The sequence below is a fragment of the Vibrio splendidus 12E03 genome (assembly GCF_000272105.2).
Taxonomy (GTDB): Bacteria; Pseudomonadota; Gammaproteobacteria; order Enterobacterales; family Vibrionaceae; genus Vibrio; species Vibrio splendidus_I.
In genome coordinates this window covers 17,110-34,969 of sequence record NZ_AJZD02000300.1, presented here as the reverse complement: position 1 = coordinate 34,969, position 17,860 = coordinate 17,110, and the positions used below count along the sequence as shown (strand labels likewise).

Annotated in this window: 20 protein-coding genes and 1 pseudogene; 9 read left to right on the top strand and 12 right to left on the bottom strand. The window is 44.1% G+C overall.

Annotated features, from left to right (window positions below; translation table 11 throughout):
- Positions 1–135: 135 nt before the first annotated feature.
- The 6 genes from aroQ to fis all read left to right on the top strand — a co-directional run bounded on the left by aroQ (position 136) and on the right by fis (position 4,958).
- Positions 136–585 (top strand): type II 3-dehydroquinate dehydratase, encoded by a 450-nt coding sequence (gene aroQ / locus A142_RS18955; RefSeq protein ID WP_010435475.1) that lies wholly within the window; start codon positions 136–138, stop codon positions 583–585.
- 74 nt (positions 586–659) lie between these two features.
- Complete coding sequence (gene accB / locus A142_RS18950; protein ID WP_017062707.1) at positions 660–1,112, top strand: acetyl-CoA carboxylase biotin carboxyl carrier protein; 453 nt, start codon at positions 660–662, stop codon at positions 1,110–1,112.
- Between the two features lie 15 nt (positions 1,113–1,127).
- Positions 1,128–2,471 carry an acetyl-CoA carboxylase biotin carboxylase subunit gene (gene accC, locus A142_RS18945; RefSeq protein ID WP_017062706.1) on the top strand — a complete coding sequence of 448 codons (1,344 nt, stop codon included), beginning with the start codon at positions 1,128–1,130 and terminating at the stop codon, positions 2,469–2,471.
- A gap of 170 nt (positions 2,472–2,641) precedes the next feature.
- Positions 2,642–3,529 carry a 50S ribosomal protein L11 methyltransferase gene (gene prmA, locus A142_RS18940; RefSeq protein ID WP_019820777.1) on the top strand — a complete coding sequence of 296 codons (888 nt, stop codon included), beginning with the start codon at positions 2,642–2,644 and terminating at the stop codon, positions 3,527–3,529.
- A gap of 140 nt (positions 3,530–3,669) precedes the next feature.
- Positions 3,670–4,638 carry a tRNA dihydrouridine synthase DusB gene (dusB, locus tag A142_RS18935; RefSeq protein WP_032545339.1) on the top strand — a complete coding sequence of 323 codons (969 nt, stop codon included), beginning with the start codon at positions 3,670–3,672 and terminating at the stop codon, positions 4,636–4,638.
- Positions 4,639–4,661: 23 nt separating this feature from the next.
- On the top strand, positions 4,662–4,958 hold the full coding sequence (gene fis, locus A142_RS18930; protein ID WP_004729744.1) for a DNA-binding transcriptional regulator Fis: 297 nt from the start codon (positions 4,662–4,664) through the stop codon (positions 4,956–4,958).
- 337 nt (positions 4,959–5,295) lie between these two features.
- On the opposite strand, the gene A142_RS25005 is transcribed toward fis, so the two are convergent.
- The 9 genes and pseudogenes from A142_RS25005 to zntR all read right to left on the bottom strand — a co-directional run bounded on the left by A142_RS25005 (position 5,296) and on the right by zntR (position 11,114).
- Positions 5,296–5,433, bottom strand: coding sequence for a hypothetical protein (locus A142_RS25005; RefSeq protein ID WP_019820775.1), 138 nt, complete (start codon positions 5,431–5,433; stop codon positions 5,296–5,298).
- A gap of 37 nt (positions 5,434–5,470) precedes the next feature.
- Positions 5,471–5,731 carry a hypothetical protein gene (locus tag A142_RS18925; protein ID WP_019820774.1) on the bottom strand — a complete coding sequence of 87 codons (261 nt, stop codon included), beginning with the start codon at positions 5,729–5,731 and terminating at the stop codon, positions 5,471–5,473.
- On the bottom strand, positions 5,728–6,048 hold the full coding sequence (locus tag A142_RS18920) for a hypothetical protein (RefSeq protein WP_019820773.1): 321 nt from the start codon (positions 6,046–6,048) through the stop codon (positions 5,728–5,730). The genes A142_RS18925 and A142_RS18920 overlap by 4 nt, the downstream gene beginning before the upstream one ends.
- Before the next feature lie 236 nt (positions 6,049–6,284).
- On the bottom strand, positions 6,285–6,572 hold the full coding sequence (locus tag A142_RS18915; protein ID WP_139137193.1) for a hypothetical protein: 288 nt from the start codon (positions 6,570–6,572) through the stop codon (positions 6,285–6,287).
- A gap of 84 nt (positions 6,573–6,656) precedes the next feature.
- Positions 6,657–8,429 (bottom strand): DUF5906 domain-containing protein, encoded by a 1,773-nt coding sequence (locus A142_RS18910; protein WP_019820771.1) that lies wholly within the window; start codon positions 8,427–8,429, stop codon positions 6,657–6,659.
- A 263-nt stretch (positions 8,430–8,692) separates the two neighbouring features.
- The gene (locus tag A142_RS18905; protein ID WP_241813147.1) at positions 8,693–8,833 is read right to left on the bottom strand and encodes a helix-turn-helix transcriptional regulator; all 141 of its coding nucleotides are present in this window, start codon (positions 8,831–8,833) and stop codon (positions 8,693–8,695) included.
- 235 nt (positions 8,834–9,068) lie between these two features.
- Positions 9,069–9,983 carry a tyrosine-type recombinase/integrase gene (locus A142_RS18900; RefSeq protein ID WP_241813145.1) on the bottom strand — a complete coding sequence of 305 codons (915 nt, stop codon included), beginning with the start codon at positions 9,981–9,983 and terminating at the stop codon, positions 9,069–9,071.
- A 30-nt stretch (positions 9,984–10,013) separates the two neighbouring features.
- Positions 10,014–10,271: pseudogene (locus A142_RS25475) on the bottom strand (Arm DNA-binding domain-containing protein); the annotation flags it as partial.
- Positions 10,272–10,673: 402 nt separating this feature from the next.
- The gene (gene zntR / locus A142_RS18895) at positions 10,674–11,114 is read right to left on the bottom strand and encodes a Zn(2+)-responsive transcriptional regulator (protein WP_029405324.1); all 441 of its coding nucleotides are present in this window, start codon (positions 11,112–11,114) and stop codon (positions 10,674–10,676) included.
- 325 nt (positions 11,115–11,439) lie between these two features.
- Between zntR and purH the strand changes: the two genes are divergently transcribed.
- On the top strand, positions 11,440–13,050 hold the full coding sequence (gene purH / locus A142_RS18890) for a bifunctional phosphoribosylaminoimidazolecarboxamide formyltransferase/IMP cyclohydrolase (protein ID WP_019820767.1): 1,611 nt from the start codon (positions 11,440–11,442) through the stop codon (positions 13,048–13,050).
- A 181-nt stretch (positions 13,051–13,231) separates the two neighbouring features.
- Positions 13,232–14,521, top strand: a complete 1,290-nt coding sequence (gene purD / locus A142_RS18885) for a phosphoribosylamine--glycine ligase (protein WP_019820766.1) — start codon at positions 13,232–13,234, stop codon at positions 14,519–14,521.
- A 182-nt stretch (positions 14,522–14,703) separates the two neighbouring features.
- Here purD and A142_RS18880 read toward each other — a convergent pair whose 3' ends face one another.
- On the bottom strand, positions 14,704–15,402 hold the full coding sequence (locus tag A142_RS18880) for a DUF1481 domain-containing protein (RefSeq protein WP_019820765.1): 699 nt from the start codon (positions 15,400–15,402) through the stop codon (positions 14,704–14,706).
- Positions 15,403–15,449: 47 nt separating this feature from the next.
- Positions 15,450–15,722 (bottom strand): nucleoid-associated protein HU-alpha, encoded by a 273-nt coding sequence (gene hupA / locus A142_RS18875; RefSeq protein ID WP_004729753.1) that lies wholly within the window; start codon positions 15,720–15,722, stop codon positions 15,450–15,452.
- 270 nt (positions 15,723–15,992) lie between these two features.
- On the opposite strand from hupA, the gene A142_RS18870 reads away from it, so the two are divergent.
- Positions 15,993–17,159, top strand: a complete 1,167-nt coding sequence (locus A142_RS18870; RefSeq protein ID WP_019820764.1) for a CNNM domain-containing protein — start codon at positions 15,993–15,995, stop codon at positions 17,157–17,159.
- An 81-nt stretch (positions 17,160–17,240) separates the two neighbouring features.
- On the opposite strand, the gene A142_RS18865 is transcribed toward A142_RS18870, so the two are convergent.
- A complete protein-coding gene (locus A142_RS18865) occupies positions 17,241–17,828 on the bottom strand; it encodes a YjaG family protein (protein ID WP_017062699.1) in 588 nt (195 codons plus the stop codon).
- Positions 17,829–17,860 lie beyond the last annotated feature (32 nt).

Genomic DNA, 17,860 nt, shown 5'->3' with positions numbered 1-17,860 from the left:
CGATTTGCGCTGAATTAGCTATAATCTGGTTCTAATTTTTAAATTTGGGTTTTTCTCACTGGAAATTAACCGTAAATTTTCAATGAAATGGCAACATTCACGTTCGTAAACACGATAAAGGAAGATAGCCCCACGATGTCTACAAAGTTTCGCATTCTAGTTTTAAATGGCCCAAACCTTAACCTGTTAGGCCTTAGAGAGCCTGCACACTACGGTTCTCAAACACTTGACCAGATTATTAGCTCACTGACCGAGCAAGCGAAAGCACACGATGTTGAGCTATCTCACTTACAGTCAAATCGTGAGTATGAACTGATTGAAGCTATCCATAGTGCTTATCAAAATGTTGATTTTATTATTATCAACCCAGCAGCCTTTACACATACCAGTGTGGCACTGCGTGATGCCCTACTTGGCGTTGCCATCCCATTTATTGAGGTTCATCTATCGAATGTTCACGCGCGTGAACCATTCCGTCACCACTCTTACCTATCTGATAAAGCAGAAGGTGTGATTTGTGGCTTAGGTGCCCAAGGTTATCAATTTGCTTTGACCGCTGCGCTCAGCAAGCTCAACTCAAAGTAAACATAAACAACGAACTATTACTAACCTACTCAGTCATAGAGTAAGTTCAATTAACAGATAAAGAGAAAGAAACAATGGATATTCGCAAAATCAAAAAGCTAATCGAATTGGTTGAAGAGTCTGGTATTTCTGAGCTAGAAATCTCTGAAGGTGAAGAGTCAGTACGAATCAGTCGTAACAGCACTGCACCTGTAGCACCTGTTCAATATGCAGCTGCTCCAGCACCTGTAGCGGCAGCAGCTCCTGCGGCGGCACCTGTAGCAGCAGAAGCAGCGGCTCCTGCAGTTCCAGCTGGTCACCAAGTTCTTTCTCCAATGGTTGGTACTTTCTACGGCGCTCCAAGCCCAGATGCAAAACCATTCGTTAAAGTTGGTCAATCAGTAACAGCTGGCGAAACGCTATGTATCGTTGAAGCAATGAAGATGATGAACCAAATCGAAGCTGATAAATCTGGTGTTGTAACAGCTATCCTAGTTGAAGACGGTCAACCAGTAGAATTCGACCAAGCTCTAGTAATTATCGAATAATAGAGAGCACTCATTATGTTAGATAAATTAGTAATCGCGAACCGTGGTGAGATTGCACTACGTATTCTGCGTGCATGTAAAGAGCTTGGCATTAAAACGGTAGCGGTTCACTCAACTGCTGACCGTGACCTTAAGCACGTACTGCTTGCAGACGAAACCATTTGTATCGGTCCAGCTCGTGGTATCGATAGCTACCTAAACATCCCTCGTATCATCAGCGCAGCTGAAGTTACAGGTGCAGTAGCTGTTCACCCTGGCTACGGCTTCCTATCTGAAAATGCAGACTTTGCAGAACAGGTAGAGCGCAGTGGCTTTATCTTCGTTGGCCCTAAAGCTGAAACCATTCGCATGATGGGTGACAAAGTGTCAGCTATCACGTCAATGAAGAAAGCTGGCGTACCTTGTGTACCAGGTTCTGACGGCCCTCTTGACGACGACGAAGCAAAAAACAAAGCGCACGCTAAACGCATTGGCTTCCCAGTTATCATCAAGGCATCTGGCGGCGGCGGCGGTCGTGGTATGCGTGTTGTTCGTTCTGAAGCAGAATTAACAGAAGCTATCGCGATGACTCGTGCTGAAGCAAAAGCATGTTTCAACAACGACATGGTTTACATGGAGAAATTCCTAGAAAACCCACGTCACATTGAAGTACAAGTGCTTGCAGATGGCCAAGGTAATGCTATCCACCTAGGTGAGCGTGACTGTTCAATGCAACGTCGTCACCAGAAAGTTGTGGAAGAAGCGCCAGCTCCAGGTATCACTGAAGAGATGCGTAAGTACATTGGCGAACGTTGTACTCGTGCATGTATTGAGATCGGTTACCGCGGTGCAGGTACATTTGAATTCCTATACGAGAACGGTGAATTCTACTTCATCGAAATGAACACTCGTATCCAGGTTGAACACACGATTACTGAAATGGTAACGGGTATCGACCTAGTGAAAGAACAGCTACGTATTGCAGCTGGTCAGCCTCTATCATTCACTCAGGATGACATTAAGCTGCGCGGCCACTCAATCGAATGTCGTATCAATGCTGAAGATCCAGTTCGTTTCCTACCTTCACCAGGTAAGATTGAACGTTTCCACGCACCAGGCGGCATGGGTGTTCGTTGGGAATCTCATATCTACACTGGCTACACTGTACCACCGCATTACGATTCAATGATCGGCAAGCTGATCACTTACGGTGAGAACCGTGATGTTGCTATCGCTCGTATGAAGAACGCATTGGGTGAAATGATTGTTGAAGGTATTAACGTTAATACTGAGCTTCAACTGTCTATTATGAACGACGAAAACTTCCAACACGGTGGTGCAAACATCCACTACCTTGAGAAGAAACTTGGTTTGTCATAATCCGTTCGTTTAAGAACAGTCAAAATGCTCACTTCGGTGAGCATTTTTGTTTTTGAACCGCCGAAAAAATCAATCTTTAATCCCCATTATATTCCGTGGGGTTTTGGTGAATTTGCTCATATTTTCTGCTAGACTCGCCATCCAATTTTTCTCATATAGAAGATGCAGCCATGCCTTGGATTCAAATCAAGCTTAATGCTACCAATGAAAATGCCGAACAAATCGGCGACATGTTAATGGAAGAGACTGGTGCTCTTTCTGTAACTTTCCTGGATGCACAAGATACCCCTGTATTTGAGCCTCTGCCGGGCGAAACTCGCCTTTGGGGTGATACTGACATTCTCGCGCTTTACGACGCTGAGACTGATACTGGTGTCGTTCTAGCGCAGATTAAAGCAAGCAACATGTTCCCTGCAGACTTTGCTCATAAAGTAGAGCAAATTGAAGACAAGGATTGGGAACGTGAATGGATGGACAACTTCCACCCAATGAAGTTTGGTGAGCGTTTATGGATTTGCCCTAGCTGGCGCGATATCCCTGAACCTGACGCTGTAAACGTAATGCTAGACCCAGGTCTTGCATTTGGTACAGGTACTCACCCGACAACGGCATTGTGTCTTGAGTGGCTTGAAGGCTTAGACCTGGCAGGCAAAACCGTGATCGACTTCGGTTGTGGCTCCGGCATCCTAGCGATCGCTGCAATCAAACTAGGCGCAGCAAAAGTTATCGGGATCGACATTGACCCTCAAGCTCTGCTCGCATCAAAAGACAACGCACAGCGCAATGGCGTTGCTGAGCAACTAGAGGTGTTCTTGCCACAAGATCAACCGGAAGGTTTGCTAGCAGACGTTGTTGTTGCCAACATTCTTGCAGGTCCATTACGCGACCTTTCTGGCATCATCAAAGGCCTAGTTAAGCCAAATGGTGTACTTGCGATGTCGGGTGTTTTAGATACACAAGCAGAAGATGTTGCGACTTATTATCGTGATGAGCTTCACATTGATCCGATCGTTGAACAACAAGAATGGTGTCGAATCTCAGGTCGCAAGCAAGGCTAGACAAGACTTTGGGCGCTAATTGACTGAAATTTAAACAAATTACAAAAACAAATTGTAAATGCTCAAATATTAGTCTTTTCACGCAGCGAAAAAATGCGTAAAATGCGCGCCCTTGCTGGTACAGAACTGTGATGACATTTTTGAAAATCGGAAATTATCAACTTAAGAACAATCTAATCGTCGCTCCTATGGCTGGCGTAACGGATAGACCATTCCGTGAGTTGTGTCTTCGCTACGGTGCGGGGATGGCAGTCAGTGAAATGATGTCCTCCAATCCGAAAGTTTGGAAAACGTCAAAGTCTCAGCAGCGTATGGTACATGAAGGCGAATCGGGCATTCGTTCAGTACAAATCGCTGGTGCAGATCCACAGCTTATGGCCGAGGCTGCTCAATTTAATGTGGATAACGGTGCGCAAATCATCGATATCAACATGGGTTGTCCAGCCAAAAAAGTGAATAAGAAGCTTGCGGGCTCAGCCCTACTGCAGCATCCAGAACTCATTGAAGACATTCTGAAAGCGGTGGTAAATGCTGTCGACGTTCCAGTAACGTTGAAAACGCGCACAGGCTGGGATATAGACAATAGAAACTGTGTCCAAATCGCGAAAATAGCCGAAGACTGCGGCATACAAGCTCTTGCCCTCCATGGAAGAACTCGCGCTTGTATGTACAAAGGTGAGGCAGAATACAAACACATTAAAGCAGCGAAACAAGCAGTATCTATTCCGGTTATCGCTAACGGTGATATCGATAGTCCGGAAAAAGCGAAGTTTGTGCTGGAGTACACCGGCGCTGATGCTTTAATGATAGGTCGACCTGCCCAAGGGCGTCCTTGGATTTTTAACGAAATCCAACACTATTTGGAAAACGGCACCACGATGGACCCACTCCCGATTTCGGAAGTGAAAGACATCATGCTTGGTCATGTGCACGCTCTACATGAATTTTATGGAGAGTTTTTAGGCCCTCGCATCGCTCGTAAGCATGTGGGTTGGTATCTAAAAGAACATGAACAAGCGAGTGAGTTTCGCCGTACCTTCAACGCATTCGAAGCAGGTGATCTGCAGCTTGAAGCGCTAGAAGGTTTTTTTGATAACGTTGCACCATAATTACGAGAAGAGCTAGACCGAATATGTTCGAACAAAATCTGACTTCAGAAGCATTGACAGTAACTACAGTTACATCACAAGACCAAATCACGCAGAAGCCACTACGTGACTCAGTTAAAGCATCATTGAAAAATTACCTTGCTCAATTAAACGGTCAAGAAGTCAGCGAGTTATACGAATTAGTATTAGCTGAAGTTGAACAGCCACTACTAGACACTATCATGCAGTACACTCGCGGTAACCAAACTCGCGCAGCAACCATGATGGGTATTAACCGCGGTACTCTTCGCAAGAAACTTAAAAAATACGGCATGAATTAATAAAAAATTCATAAGTTATTGTTTTTAAAGGCCATTCATTTTACTGAGTGGCTTTTTTATTTTATAGCTACCACACAAACTACCAATTCCGTTTTTTTACACTAAAAACTGCGCATTAATTTTTATCATGCGACCTCCCAAACTCATCAGAAAAAATCCCCCGCGTTTTTTTCAAAAAATAATGTGGAAAAGGTGACTAATGTGACCAACCCTTATGTAGCAAGGGTTTCAAAAACACGCTCTTATGACGCCCGTCATATTAGAAACGTGACCAAAACATGACAGGCACAAAAAAAGCGCCGTTCCTAGCGCCTCTCTCAATTCAATAATTTGTATTTTAGCTCTTTTCTTCGGGTGGTACGGACTTCACCGATTTAGGGAAAAAGTTGGCTAAGTGGTCGTTCATTTTCTTATAGGCCGGATTGGTCATATCTTTTCCAGTGCTCGATTTTGGCGGATATGAATTACTCATCATGTGTTTTCCTTGTTTGGGGTTTCTGTGCTTGGGTCGGTTACTTTAGTCTACGTAAAACTCCAGTTAACCCGCCCGTGTTAATCGATGGGTCACGATAATTCATGATTAAGTTGAACTCTTCCTGCCCTGCGCGCTCGTATACGGCTTTTAGGTACTCATCGATACACTGCCGTAACTTTTTACCTTTAAGTTCCTTAGAAGAGAAATTGGGGTGCCTTGCGACCATAATCTGAATAATTGCATCGTCAGCGGCCTTTGACATATTAAGCAGCTCTAGTAATTTGTCCTTTTTGCTCATTTCAAACCCTCCACTTCCTCGATTAGCTTCTGTAATTCCATTTCGTGATTCTTGTTTGCCTCCCTTAGCGAACCCTCTAATTCTGCAATTCGAGCTTGGTAGTTACTGTGAACGTGATCAGTCAGCAAGTCGCGAGCGTTAATCTCAATCAGTTTTTCTACTCCTGCAATTAATGCAGCCTTTGCGCGACTTGAGTCCTTTTCCTGCATATGAGAAGGCGCGTCTAAATCCACATTGTGAGCAACAGCAAAGCCCAGTTTAGCTGCCAGTTCTGAGATTGCTTTTGCTCGCGCTTGTTCAATGGTTAATAGCTTCAAAATGGTAATCCTGTGTTTTTTTTGCCAGTAGATCTAACCAATGCCTTGTAGTTAGTTAGTGGGCAATAATTCATGTGAAAATCAATATTCTGTGTTTGTTTAGCGATATTTGCCGTTTTTGCTAATTTCGTTATCTGAAAATCAATATTCTTGTTATTCGAATGGGAATTAAGACACTAAAAATCAGCCTTTTACATTCCCAACTTCGTAGGGTTGATATTCCCAATCAGCTATTTTTAAACTATTTTTCGCCATCCATGATCGCAAAACGGGTCAAATCCAACATCAATCATAATCAGGCTTACATCATATGATTTACCCATATCCTTTAATGCCTGAGCAATATCCGCAGTTGCGTAAATTGTGGCGCGCTCATAGGGTGCTGAGTTAATGCCGGTCCCAAACACAGTTATTAGTTTTTCCATCATTTCATCGTTCTGAGAATCACCCGCAACGTAATCCTTAATAACCGCTTTTGTGTCGCAATACTCGCAACCACTAAATAGCCCGCTTTGCTTTGCCATCTTCACTGCCTTTCGTGCGTTTCGCTCAGCCAGTAACGACTTTAAACTTCCCTTATCACTCATAATCAATTTACCCGCTCTCAATTATTGGTACTCATAAGCTTTATCAAATGCGCTTTTCATTTCTTCTAGCAATGGCACTTTGTAACAAGTGGTGCGCTTGCCGTTGATTGTGGGCCTTCCTCCATCGATCAAATTCACTGTCCCAATCAAGTACCGCCCTAGCTTTTTCTCGTTTATTATTCGATGGCCTGGAACACTCAATTTCTGGCAATACCCTGTATAAGATTCAAAAAAGCTACCTTTAGGAACGATTGACCCACACTCAAGATCGTATGACTGGTTCCCGTCAATTATTTCGCCATTTTCTATGATTCCAGACAGCCATTCCTCATGTGGTTCTAGCGACTCCATAACTTGTTGTTGTGTCGCCTCAGTCCTTGGTGCTTTTCTTAAATCGAAGCTCGATAAATTGTAATCTTGTAGGAAGTTCAAAAACTGCCCTATGGTTTGCTCATCTTCAATGTCAGCATTAAGCGGCTTGAAATAATCGCGGTTATTGGCCTTTTCGTCCGAAACCTCCAACACAAAAAAGCGTCTTTCATTAGCAGTTTGAGGTACTACCCAATCATTGTTAGTAATCATTAAAAAGCGATGAAAGCTGTCAACCTCAATAGCGTCCTTTCCTTTTGCCTCAATAGATATCGTGCTCTCAGTGATTAATGTTCTTATCTTGCCGGCATCCTTAGGTGATCCACTCCAAAATGCCTCCTCAATCGTCACTAACAGCTTGTTAGCTAAATGGCTATTAAACGCCCCCAGTAAATGCTTAGAATCCTGCACAGTGATTGCGTGCTGCCCCAATAATCGACTTAACAGCCTAGACACGGTACTTTTACCCGTTCCCCTTGCGTCCGATTTTAGAGCGACACAAATGCCACTTTTTTCCTCAGGTTTTTGGATCAGGTGAGCCATCCACGCCAGTAAAAATCTAAAATGCTCATCATTACCACAACAAATAATATGCTTTAAATGCCACATAATCCGGTCTAGGAGATCGTCACCACTGACAGGTTTAACCGCAAAACCTTGCCATATATTTAAAAAACGATTGCTAGCGCGTCCGGACGGGTCGAACACTACACCGTGATAAGTATTTCGTAACAAACTCCCCATCCAGACGACATGACAATTTGCCTTTTTAGTTTGTTCGCCCTGTTGGTATGAAAAGTTGAGATTTACGTAGAGCTGCTTTTTTTCCTCTGGTCTTGAAAAAGTGTAAGTCACCTCCCCTTTATGATCGGTGACTCTTTCACAAATCAGCGTTTTACCTCCATGCGAAACAACAGAATGCGTAGAATTGATAATAGCGATAATTTCGATGGTAATTTCACTTAAAACCGTTGCCCCTGTAGATTCCCTACAAAGGGTAAGCAACTCGTCATAGACCGCTGGGTCTGTGTTTTTGCTAATTTCATGTAGATATGTTGGTGCTGTAGTGTCCGTTCTTAGCTCCTTTAAAGCCCGCGTAATTAAAGTCGTGTTTGGCGTTATTCCGTGAAAATCTTCAACCCTGTCAGCTACACGTGCTGCGTGCTCTTTTGCTGCACCGCTTTTGGTTAGTTGGAGTTCTATCTCTTTTGCTACATCCTGCCCTGTTGGGCGAGCGTGTGGGTACTCAAATAAATCTACATAGGTTGATGTCACTAGCTTATAGTGCTCATCCTGTATTAAGCCTAAGTCGATTTGTTTAGCGTCACCAAATGCAATATTCATGTCTAGGCAAATGGCGTCATGTATAGCCTTTTCAAACTTTCGCTGCTCGCAACTTATGGAAGTCCGTGCGTTTTTAGCCATAATTTTCTATACTCTTAGCGTTGGCTAATGGTTCGAATCTTGCTGGAATCTACCGTTAGCCAATGATTTTTTAAGGACGCTCAGCATTTATTTGTTGGGCGTTTTTTCTTTCTGCCGCTTTATTGACTTCGTTCATTCAATAAATTCAAAGCTTTTGGTATTTAACATGGTAGCCGCTCCCTTTTTAAATTCCCAAATCCAACAATTTCAATTAATAATCAACAACTTAAAAATAAAGATTAATTCATTAGTGATTATCTAACCTAAGATTCACTACTTTCTTTAATCCAGTTTTCAACATCCAATCGCCTCCAACCAATTGTACGGCCAAGGTGCTTTACTGGTTGTGGAAACGTGCCATTTTGTACCCATCGCCAAATACTTTTGTAGTTTCGGTTTAGCATTGGACAAAGGTCTGCATATGTAAGTAGCTTTTCTGTATTCATATCGTTATCCCAGTAAGTTCCGGTTAGTCTTCAAGTATCCGATTATGCGCACCTTTAAAGCATTTTCAATCGCACCCAAAATCACAAGCCATTGAAAAAATTAACTTAAATGAAGTTTTTCTTTTCATTGAAAATTTAAGCAACTGAAAATATTAACGTTTATTTTTTTGTTTTTTTTCATAGAAAACCGCGATCATTTAAATCCAACCACGTTTGACCCTTGTTCTGTGTCAGTTAGTTTTGATAACCAAAGCTCTAAAGCTGCTCTTTTTTTCTCTATATGCTGCGATCTGTTGTAGATAGCCATCACCCCACCTAAGGCGTGCCCTAGCATCTGCTCAACCACATAAGGCTCTATCTCCATATCATTTAGGTGGGTAGCAAAACTTCTGCGTAAATCATGTAAATTCCACTTTTCATGACCTAGTTTTTTGCTAATTCCTGCACCATAAGCAGATACGGCCTCTGGTCGTTTTTCTTCACCCAACAGAAATTCATTTTTTGAGTTTTCAACTAGCGTCCGAATAACACTTTCTAGCTCTATCGGGATTGGGCGCTTAATTTCAGAACCCGTTTTGCTGTTAGATTTCGGAACAGTCCAAAGCATCGAATCTAAATCCCATTCTTTGATTTTTGATAAACGCAGCTCTTGGGTTCTACAGCCAAAAACAACCAATAAACGAACTAGATTTCTGTAGTACCAATGGTTTTTCCCGTTATCACACCATTTCCAAGCCTCCATAAGCTCAGGCCACGACAAAACGCGATCTTTTTTATTTTGGTGTTCGCCAATATCAGCAATGTTTAAGTCTTCCAGTGCTGTCGAATAAGCAAACTGGCGGTTTCGGCAAAATCTAAGGGCTTGTTTCGCATTTTGAAGAATATACCCGCTTGCTTTTGGGGCGGGGCGAGAGTGCGCTCCGTTAGTAATATCGTCAAAGACTTGAACCCAATGCCGCGTTTCACACAGCTCTAAAGGCAAACGACCAATGAACGGATATATGTGCTTTTTGAATTGAGCTCGGTGCTTTTCAAAGTTTGCACGTTTTTTAACTGCATCATTATCTATCCAGTGCTCGAGAGCATCCCTGACCGTTACCGCTTCCAATGTCTTCTCTCGTTGGAGTTGTGCCTGCACCTTTGGATCTAAACCTTTATCTAAATGCTTTTGATGCTCGGTAGCTGCCGTTCTCGCTTCTAGCAGCGATGTTGCGGGATAGGAGCCTAGTTTTAATTCGTATTGCTTTTTGTTGTATCTATAGCGAAGTACAAACGAAACTTTCCCTGTTTTGTAGTGGAACGCGTAAAGCCCGTCTCGGTCTGCAATCTTTATAGGGTTAGCGTTGTAGTGTTTCTTTCCACTGAGTGCTTTTAGCTTGCTGTCACTGATTGCCATGTCATAAGCCTTTCATTATCCGTCATAAGAAAAACAAGTCTTATGACGCCTCTCAGCCCTTATATATAAAGGTCTGGTCATAAGAGTCATAAGAGTCATATTAAATATTAGAATTGTTTTGAAACTTGCCAGTGATAGGAATTAGCTACCACAGCAAATACCACACAATTGCTGATACATCTGAGAATATTACGGGAGAAGGTGAGACACAATAGGATAGTAAACCGTTGCTGCAATGGGCATTAGGTGAACTAAAGTGAGATATGATGAGTTTGAGAGTAATGGCTTATTTGATAATACGGCATGAACTAATCGTTCTTTCGTAATTTATTGAATTGAAAGCCAAGCTCATTTTTGAGTTTGGCTTTTTTTTTGGCTTGTCGAACCGTGATAGATGGCTGACTACTCCCCAGTGCGACAACAGCGTCCTTTGTTGACGTTTGCTGAGTCCAAGGCTGCCAGAATCGAACAATGGCTTGCATCGTCGTCTACGTGTCCACAACACGCATCATTAATCTTTTTAAGTGCGGTGCGAATCTTAGTTAACTCAGTAATCTTCTCATCGATCATCTCTAATTTTGCTGAGGTAATCGACTTCACTTCAGCGCAACTGTGCTGTGTGGCCTCAAGTCGAATCTCAAGCAATTCTTTAATCTCGTCCAAACTCAGCCCCAACGCTTTAGATTTGAGAATAAAGGTCACCTGTTTCTGGTTATTTTCATCATATAGGCGATAACCCGACTCACTGCGACTGGCTGGCGCGATCAGGTTATTCTTCTCATAAAATCGCAAGGTATCGGCTGTCACACCGCATCGCTTCGCTAATTCACCGATCTGAAACATGTTTTTTCCTACTGTTTCGTCCATTCCACAATTAACCTTATCGTTACTTTTCAGGCTGAAATGGCACTTTTCATAATTAATTTTGAGATGCCAAACGATTGCGCGAGCTTTTTTGTAATAAATTAGTTAGAATCTGCGCCATCAAATTTGGAGTTGGTTATCTTATAGCTAGATCATAAGACAAACCCAAAAGGTCTTTACCAAAACTGGCCAATATTTTATCTCTTACTGGTATCTAAGATAATCCACGCTAAGAAGATAGAAACAAGTTCTTTTTTGGCAAATATCTTTATTTTAACCCCATGAATTTGAGGAAGATGGAAGCATGAATAACGCTCGTCCAATTCGCCGCGCTCTAATCAGCGTATCAGACAAAACTGGTATCGTTGAATTTGCACAAGCTCTTGCTAACCGTGGTGTAGATATTCTATCTACCGGTGGCACTGCTCGCCTGCTTGCTGAAAAAGGCATCTCTGTTACAGAAGTATCTGACTACACTGGTTTCCCAGAAATGATGGATGGCCGTGTTAAGACTCTGCACCCAAAAGTTCATGGTGGTGTTCTAGGCCGTCGTGGTCAAGATGATGACGTGATGGAAACTCACGGTATCAACCCTATCGATATGGTTGTTGTAAACCTATACCCATTCGCAGAAACCGTTGCTAAAGAAGGTTGTACCCTTGCTGACGCTGTTGAGAACATCGACATCGGTGGTCCAACAATGGTTCGCTCTGCAGCGAAAAACCACAAAGACGTAACGATCGTTGTTAACGCACACGACTACGAGCGCGTTGTCGCTGAAATGGACGCGAACGAGCAATCTCTAACACTAGAGACTCGCTTCGACCTCGCTATCGCAGCATTCGAGCACACCGCTTCTTACGACGGCATGATCGCTAACTACTTCGGCACTATGGTTCCATCATACGGTGCCTCTCTACTTGATGAAGAAGGAAAGAAGGCTGACGAAGAGAGCAAATTCCCTCGCACTTTCAACCAACAGTTCGAGAAAAAGCAAGACATGCGCTACGGTGAGAACAGCCACCAAGCAGCCGCATTCTACGTTGAAGCAAACCCTGAAGAAGCATCTGTTTCTACTGCTCGCCAAATTCAAGGTAAAGCCCTTTCTTACAACAACATCGCTGACACTGACGCAGCACTTGAGTGTGTGAAAGAGTTCGACCAGCCAGCATGTGTGATCGTTAAGCACGCTAACCCATGTGGTGTTGCACTAGGTGAAGACATCCTAGAAGCTTACGACCGTGCATTCAAAACAGACCCAACGTCTGCATTTGGCGGCATCATTGCTTTCAACCGTGAGCTAGACGCTGCAACAGCAACGGCTATCACTGAGCGTCAATTCGTTGAAGTTATCATTGCACCATCAGTTTCTGCTGACGCAGTAGAAGTCGTAGCGGCTAAGAAAAACCTTCGCCTACTTGAGTGTGGCGAGTGGACAACTAAGACAACTGGCTTTGACGTGAAACGCGTTAACGGTGGTTTGCTAGTTCAAGACCGCGACCAAGGCATGGTGTCTGAAGATGACCTTAAAGTGGTTTCTAAGCGCCAGCCTACAGCTGAAGAGCTAAAAGATGCCCTATTCTGCTGGAAAGTAGCGAAATACGTTAAATCTAACGCTATCGTTTACTCGAAAGGCGACATGACTATTGGTGTGGGCGCAGGCCAAATGAGCCGCGTTTACTCTGCGAAAATCGCAGGCATCAAAGCTGCAGACGAAGGTCTACAGGTTGAAGGTTGTGTAATGGCATCGGATGCATTCTTCCCATTCCGTGACGGCATCGACGCGGCAGCAGAAGCTGGCATCAAGTGTGTTATCCAACCGGGCGGCTCTATGCGTGATGACGAAGTTATCGCAGCAGCAGACGAACACGGCATGGCGATGATCTTTACGGGCATGCGTCACTTCCGCCACTAATTTCCTCTTCGTATTTGGCACTGTGGCGTCGTTAGCTGCTTTCGCCCACCCCGGTCACATAGCGGACTATGATCCCGGGGATGGGCTCAATTGCTGCCTAGCCACATCACCAACTACTTTGAGCAAGACTTATAACTTTGTTTTTTTAAATATTTAGATATTTGAGATTAAGGATTTTACAATGCGAGTTTTAATCATCGGTGCTGGCGGTAGAGAACATGCTTTAGGTTGGAAAGCAGCACAAAACCCAAACGTTGAAACAGTATTCATCGCTCCAGGTAACGCAGGCACTGCACTTGAGCCTAAACTTGAGAACGTAAACATCGGCGTTGAAGACATCGCTGGTTTAGTGGCGTTTGCTCAAGAGAAAAAAATCGAACTGACTATCGTTGGACCTGAAGCGCCACTAGTTATTGGTGTGGTTGACGCATTCCGTGAAGTGGGTCTTCCTATCTTTGGTCCAACTCAAGCGGCAGCACAGCTTGAAGGTTCGAAAGCATTCACTAAAGATTTTCTAGCTCGTCATGACATTCCAACGGGTTACTACGCAAACTTCACTGAGATTGAGCCAGCTATCGCTTACGTACGTGAGCAAGGCGCTCCAATCGTAGTAAAAGCTGACGGTCTTGCGGCGGGTAAAGGCGTTATCGTTGCGATGACCCTTGAAGAAGCTGAAGACGCAATCAAAGATATGCTAGCGGGCAACGCATTTGGCGAAGCTGGCAGCCGCGTGGTTATCGAAGAGTTCCTTGAAGGCGAAGAAGCAAGCTTCATCGTAATGGTTGACGGTTCTAGCGTTCTTCCTATGGCCACCAGCCAAGATCACAAACGTGTTGGCGACAAAGACACGGGTCCTAATACTGGCGGTATGGGTGCTTACTCCCCAGCTCCAGTTGTGACGCCTGAAATCCACAATCGTATCCTTGAGGAAGTTATCTACCCAACGGTACGTGGTATGGACGCAGAAGGCGCACCTTACACGGGTTTCCTTTACGCTGGCCTAATGATCGATGCTGACGGCACACCTAAGGTTATCGAATACAACTGCCGCTTCGGTGATCCAGAAACGCAGCCTATCATGATGCGTATGGAGTCAGACCTTGTTGAGCTTTGCCTAATGGCTATCGACGAGAAACTAGACGAAGCAGAATCAAAGTGGGATCCACGCGCTTCTATCGGTGTTGTTCTTGCGGCTGGCGGTTACCCTTCTGACTACGCAAAAGGTGACGTAATTTCACTACCAACAAGCGAAGTTGAAGGCCAAAAGGTTTTCCACGCGGGTACGACTAATAACGAAGCTGGCGATGTGGTGACAAACGGTGGTCGTGTACTTTGTGCAACGGCACTGGGTAACACGGTTTCTGAAGCTCAAGAGCGCGCTTACGCGTTGACGAAGCAGGTTAGCTGGAATGGTATGTTCCACCGCAATGACATTGGTTACCGTGCGATTGCGCGCGAGCAAGAGCAGTAATCAATCTTGTTACTCGCTTACTTCCCAATAACAGTAAGCAAATGATAGTAAACGAATAACAGCAAAAGGCGTCTCGATAGGCGCCTTTTTATTACTCAATCTTTCTAGAGGTCTGCACTTGTACAGATAAATAAGTACTTGACCTATGGTAGGCCAAATACTCTCAATCCTTTGATTACTCGCTATTCTTTCAACAATGATGGCCTAACGACACAATCATGGTTGTCTTCAGCCAGCATCAGTAACTCTTCCACACTCATCTTACCCAGTGAATCACTGCCAAGAAACGCCGCATAGCTTTCCACTGATGCCAATCGGTCGATCACGAAGCTTGGTAAGGCCTGGTTAAATTCAATGCGATCAAATTCACCACCAGCGCACGTCTTAAAAAAGCTGCCATCCCAGTAACCCTGAACCAGCCTGAGCCCTTCGTCATTCTGCTTCATCGTAGTCTCTAGAACCGACTTAGCTTCTTTCTGGTAGTTTTCGAGTTGCTTAGCTTGGATAGGTAAGATTTTGCTATCAATACGATACTGTTGATACACAGCTTCGCCTGACTTATTGAAACGCACATGGACACGATAAGGAACCAGCTCATTCGAAGAGTTACGCTGCTCGCCTTCACGAATGAATTCGCGAAGCACGCCTTCTGACCAAGCATAATCAGTTTGGTACCAGCCGTAATCGCCGACAGTGACGTAGTCAGCTGAAGTATGAGGTTGTGTTAGCTTGTTTGTAACCCAGTAGAAACTTGTCGCGTCGCCCATGACTTGGCCGCCGGTATGAGTTTCAAATTGCTCTAGGTTTTTGCGAGGGCTTGTTGAAGAACAGCCAATAAGAAATGTAGATAATAGTGAAACGAGAAGAAATGCTTTTTTCATAAAAACCTGTACCGAGGTGGAATACGACTACCTCGGTACAGTTTAGATTATTTCACTGAATCTTTCAGCGCTTTACCAGCAACAAATGCTGGAACATTTGCAGCAGCGATTTGGATCTCATCACCAGTTTTTGGGTTACGACCAGTGCGAGCTGCACGGTGGTTTACTTTAAAAGTACCAAAACCAATTAGCTGAACTTGATCGCCATCTTTAAGAGCATCTGTAACACCGCCAAGAGTCGCTTCTAGAGCAGCTTTAGCTTGTGCTTTAGAAAGGTCCGCTTTTTCAGCAATAAAGTCGATTAATTGAGTCTTGTTCATTTTAGGTTTCCCTTCTTTGTATTTTTGAATTCAATTCACTCTAAAACATAAATGCCCCATCTGGCAAAGGTTTGTCGTCGATCTTTAGCTCTAATGCCGTAGTTTTAGCCATAATATGAGTAATAACTCACAATTTGTTACTGATTTTATTAAGCAAGCCCTTGTTTAAAAGGGGCTGAGAGCAAAATTAATGATGACCTAGCCACTACTTTTTCACTATAATCCACGCTGAATCGCTGCTAAAGCGTACAATTTAATTTAAGGGCAAACATGCTGCTGCTATCTATTTACGTCTCCATTGCTATTGGAGTTTCTTTCATTTGTTCTGTTTTGGAAGCTGTACTTTTGAGTATTAGTCCGAGCTACATTGCTCAACTAAAACAAAATGGGCACCCTGCAGCAGAGTCTTTAGACAAACTGAAAACAGATATTGACCGCCCGCTTGCGTCAATTTTAACGCTCAACACCATCGCGCATACTATCGGTGCTGCGACAGCAGGTGCACAAGCGGCTGTCGTTTTTGGTAGCCAATGGTTAGGTGTCTTCTCTGCCGTACTAACGCTGGGTATCTTGGTATTGTCTGAGATTGTTCCAAAGACCATTGGTGCAACCTACTGGCGTCAACTTGCTCCTGCTTCGGCAAGCGTGCTGCGCTGGATGGTGTTCTTCCTAACACCGTTTGTCTGGTTCTCAGAACAGATCACCAAACGTCTTGCTCGTGGCCACCAAGCACCAAAAATGCGTGATGAGCTATCTGCAATGGCGATTTTGGCAAAAGAGAGCGGCGAGTTTGCAGAAGGCGAATCAAAAATCCTGAGCAACCTACTGGGTATTCAAGATGTACCCGTAACTCAAGTAATGACGCCGCGCCCAGTGGTATTCCGTGTTGATGCGGAAATGAGTGTCAATACGTTCCTAGAACAACATAAAGACACGCCATTCTCACGCCCGCTGGTTTACAGCGAGCAGAGTGACAACATCATCGGTTTTGTTCACCGCTTAGAGCTGTTTAGATTGCAGCAAGCCGGTTGTGGTGAGAAAGCTTTGGGTGAAGTAATGCGCCCTATCCACGTGTTGCTGAACAACATGGGCTTGGCTAAGGCCTTTGACCAGATGATGGCAAACCGCCTGCAACTGTCTTTAGTTGTGGACGAATACGGCACTATTCAGGGCATCATCACCCTAGAAGACATCTTTGAGCACCTAGTGGGCGAAGAGATTGTCGATGAAGCGGATAAGACGACTGACATGCAAGAACTGGCGTTCCAACGCTGGGAAAAGTGGAAAGAGACACACGGCGTTATCGAAAACCGCGATGACGAGGACGAGCTAGAGGAAGAAACTCCAGCAGACAACGACTCTTCAGACGCAAAATCAACGGATGACGACGACGCATCAAAAGACAAAGCGCAGAACGAAGACAAAAAAGACGCTTAATCTAAATTTGATACCGTCAGATACAACAAAGGCTCCCTAGGGAGCCTTTGTTTTTTATTCGTACCTTGGTGCAATTGCGAATTATAACGCAACACCAATGTTACTGACTGGGTCTTCACGCAGTTCGTGGCGTAGGTCTTTGATCAGCTCTAAGTCACGCTCAGTCGTTTCACGTAGAGGTCGGAAAATGGCCCACTGAACGTCCCACTCTTCACACACCGCTTCGTTTTCTTTCTGGTTTTCGTTCGTCACTTCTTCAGCGCCTTGAGCAAACTCAAGCTCAGCAACCGTCTTCACCGATTGTTGACTCACTTTAATTACCGCTTCCAACATATGTTCACGGTCAAGCAGACCATGAATTAGCGTTGCTAGGCCTTGGCATGCGTCCATTGCTGGGTAAACACCATAAAAATCAAAATCATCACCGCTAGGGAATAGCTCTTCAACCTTCTCAAGTTGACGCTCAAAGTTCACCTTTGCTGTTTTAACCGTCAGGATTTCCCAAATGCTATCCAAAACATCACGATAGATTCGAGCTTCCGCAAATTCTGTATTCTCACAAAACATGGCATAGTTAGGATACATACGCTCACATAGACACGCCATAAAGGTAATTTGTTGCCAAGGTTCTAACTTTTCAAGACGAACCTGCAGTGGATTCTGAAGCATAGTCACTCAATAATTGCAGAAAAAGACAGCGA